2 protein-coding genes are annotated in these 2,918 nt (G+C 72.6%); one reads left to right on the plus strand and one right to left on the minus strand.

All coding sequences use genetic code 11. The features are described 5' to 3' along the window. Positions 1-69: 69 nt before the first annotated feature. Positions 70-675: a DoxX family protein gene (locus ACFWH7_RS20070; RefSeq protein ID WP_378219279.1), complete on the minus strand. Its 606-nt coding sequence runs from the start codon at positions 673-675 to the stop codon at positions 70-72. 320 nt (positions 676-995) lie between these two features. Between ACFWH7_RS20070 and ilvD the strand changes: the two genes are divergently transcribed. Next, positions 996-2,861, plus strand: a complete 1,866-nt coding sequence (gene ilvD / locus ACFWH7_RS20075) for a dihydroxy-acid dehydratase (RefSeq protein WP_378219281.1) — start codon at positions 996-998, stop codon at positions 2,859-2,861. Positions 2,862-2,918 lie beyond the last annotated feature (57 nt).

Genomic DNA, 2,918 nt, shown 5'->3' on the forward strand with positions numbered 1-2,918 from the left:
GCGGGGCCCCCCCCGCCGCGCGGCGTTTGCGCGCGCGCCCCCCCCCGGTTCCGGGCCCGGCGCCTGCCGTCAGCGCAGCCAGGGCGCCCGGCGGACCAGGGGCAGCGCGGCCCAGCGGCGCCCGAGCCCCCAGGTGTCGCCCGCGAGCGTCGTCGCGAGGACGACGAGGAGCAGCACCACGAGGACGTGCTGGTCGACGACCGGGTTGTTCGACCCGGCCGCGAACGGCCACTGCGACAGCCAGAGCATGCCGAAGAGCAGCGCGCCGCTCACCGCGGCCACGCGCAGGCCGATCCCGAGCAGGAGCGCGAGCCCCACGCCGAGGAGCCCGAGCATGAAGAGCCAGTCGGTGACCGGGCCGGCCATCGCGGTGAACGTCCCCGCGAGCGGGCCCTGAACCCCGTGCTCGAGGTAGCCCTGTGCCGGGGCGGCACCGGCGAGCCACGCGCGCTCGCGCGGCGTCGCGTAGCCGAGGCCGACGAGCTTGTCGGCGAACGGCCAGAGGAAGACGACGGCGCCGCCGAGCCGGGCGAGCGCGAGGGCGTGCCGGGCGGAGGAGCGCGTGACGACGTCGGCCTGGCTGACGAGGCTGGGCGCCGCCCGGCTCGCGGTGCCAGGAGCGGTCCCGGACGACGCGTCGGGCGGTGAGGTCGTGCGCGTGGTGGACGTGGACATGAGGTGCCCCCTCGGGAACAGGATCTGAGGATCGGGTCGGTGCCGGGACCTGGCCTGCTGCACCTGCGCGGTGCCGCTCTCCGTCGAGGCGTCGCCGAGGTCCCTGGCCGTGACGTGCCCGTCCACGGTGGCAGGGGTAGCCGCGGCGGTTCAACCCTTACGTAACGTTTAGGTGGACATCCCTCGGGGGGTAGGGACTCCACCTACGTAGCCCGACGACCACGAGACGGACGCCCGGTTCGTCCGGTCGCCGGCAGGCGTAATGTGACCCGGCGGCCGGAGGATCGGCCGCGGCCACCCGTCGAAGGAGCTGAACCGACATGAGCCGCCCCCTGCGCTCCCGGACGTCCACCCACGGCCGCAACATGGCCGGCGCCCGCGCCCTCTGGCGCGCGACCGGCATGGGCTCGGAGGACTTCGGCAAGCCGATCATCGCGATCGCGAACTCGTACACGCAGTTCGTCCCCGGTCACGTCCACCTCAAGGACATGGGCGACCTCGTCGCGTCGGCGATCCGCGAGGCCGGTGGCGTCTCCAAGGAGTTCAACACGATCGCCGTCGACGACGGCATCGCGATGGGCCACGGCGGCATGCTCTACTCGCTGCCGAGCCGCGACCTCATCGCCGACTCGGTCGAGTACATGGTCAACGCGCACTGCGCCGACGCGCTCGTGTGCATCTCGAACTGCGACAAGATCACCCCTGGCATGCTCAACGCCGCGCTGCGGCTCAACATCCCGGTGATCTTCGTGTCCGGCGGCCCTATGGAGGCCGGTAAGGCGGTCGTCGCCGACGGCGTCGCCAAGACCCCCCTCAACCTCGTCAACGCGATCAACTACTCGGCGGACGACGACGTGTCCGACGCCGCGCTCGCGCAGGTCGAGGAGAACGCGTGCCCCACGTGCGGGTCGTGCTCGGGCATGTTCACGGCGAACTCCATGAACTGCCTCACCGAGGCGCTCGGCCTGTCGCTCCCGGGCAACGGCTCGACGCTCGCGACGCACGCCGCGCGCAAGGAGCTCTTCCTCGAGGCCGGCCGCACGATCGTCGACCTCGCCAAGCGCTACTACGAGGACGAGGACGACTCCGTCGCTCCGCGCTCGATCGCGACCAAGGCCGCGTTCTCGAACGCCATGGCGCTCGACGTCGCGATGGGCGGCTCGACGAACACGGTGCTGCACATCCTCGCCGCGGCGCAGGAGGGTGAGGTCGACTTCGACCTCACCGACATCGAGCGCATCAGCCGCCAGGTGCCGTGCCTGTCCAAGGTCGCGCCGAACCACCCGAACTTCCACATGGAGGACGTGCACCGCGCCGGCGGCATCCCCGCCCTCCTCGGCGAGCTCGACCGCGCGGGCTTGCTCGACCACGACGTCACGAGCGTCCACACGCCGACGCTGCGCGAGTGGCTCGACGACTGGGACGTCCGCGGCGGCAAGGCGACCGAGCGGGCGATCGACCTGTTCCACGCGGCACCCGGGGGAGTGCGCACCACGCAGGCGTTCTCGACGTCGAACCGCTGGGAGTCGCTCGACACCGACGCGGCCGACGGCTGCATCCGCGACCTCGAGCACGCGTACACCGTCGAGGGCGGGCTCGCCGTGCTGCGCGGCAACCTCGCCGAGGACGGCGCCGTCTTCAAGACCGCCGGGGTCGACCCCGACGTCTTCCACTTCGTCGGCAAGGCGCTCGTCTGCGAGTCGCAGGACGAGGCGGTCGAGAAGATCCTCACCAAGCAGGTCGAGCCCGGCCATGTCGTCGTCGTGCGCTACGAGGGCCCCGCTGGCGGCCCGGGCATGCAGGAGATGCTGTACCCGACGTCGTTCATCAAGGGCCGTGGCCTCGGCAAGGTGACCGCGCTCATCACCGACGGCCGCTTCTCCGGCGGGTCGTCGGGCATCTCCGTCGGCCACGTCTCGCCCGAGGCCGCCGCGGGCGGCGTCATCGGTCTCGTCGAGGACGGCGACGAGATCGAGATCGACGTCGACACGCGCCTCATCCGCCTCAACGTCCCCGACGACGTGCTCGCCGAGCGCCGTGCCAAGATGGAGGCGCGCGAGAATCCGTGGCAGCCGGTCGACCGCGACCGCTACGTGTCGCCCGCGCTCCAGGCCTACGCCGCCATGGCGACGTCCGCCGACCGCGGCGCCGTCCGCGACGTGTCGCTCATCAAGCGCAGCCGCTGATCCCGACGACGGCGGGGGGGCCCCCGCCCCCGCGGGGGGGGGCGCGCGGCGGGGCGC

This window comes from Cellulosimicrobium cellulans (genome assembly GCF_042723955.1).
Classification (GTDB): Bacteria; Actinomycetota; Actinomycetes; order Actinomycetales; family Cellulomonadaceae; genus Cellulosimicrobium; species Cellulosimicrobium cellulans_H.

Excerpts from the sequence above, each read along its gene's own strand:
- ACFWH7_RS20070 (WP_378219279.1), bottom strand. The coding sequence starts at position 675 with ATGTCCACGTCCACCACGCGCACGACCTCACCGCCCGACGCGTCGTCC.
- ilvD (WP_378219281.1), top strand. The coding sequence starts at position 996 with ATGAGCCGCCCCCTGCGCTCCCGGACGTCCACCCACGGCCGCAACATG.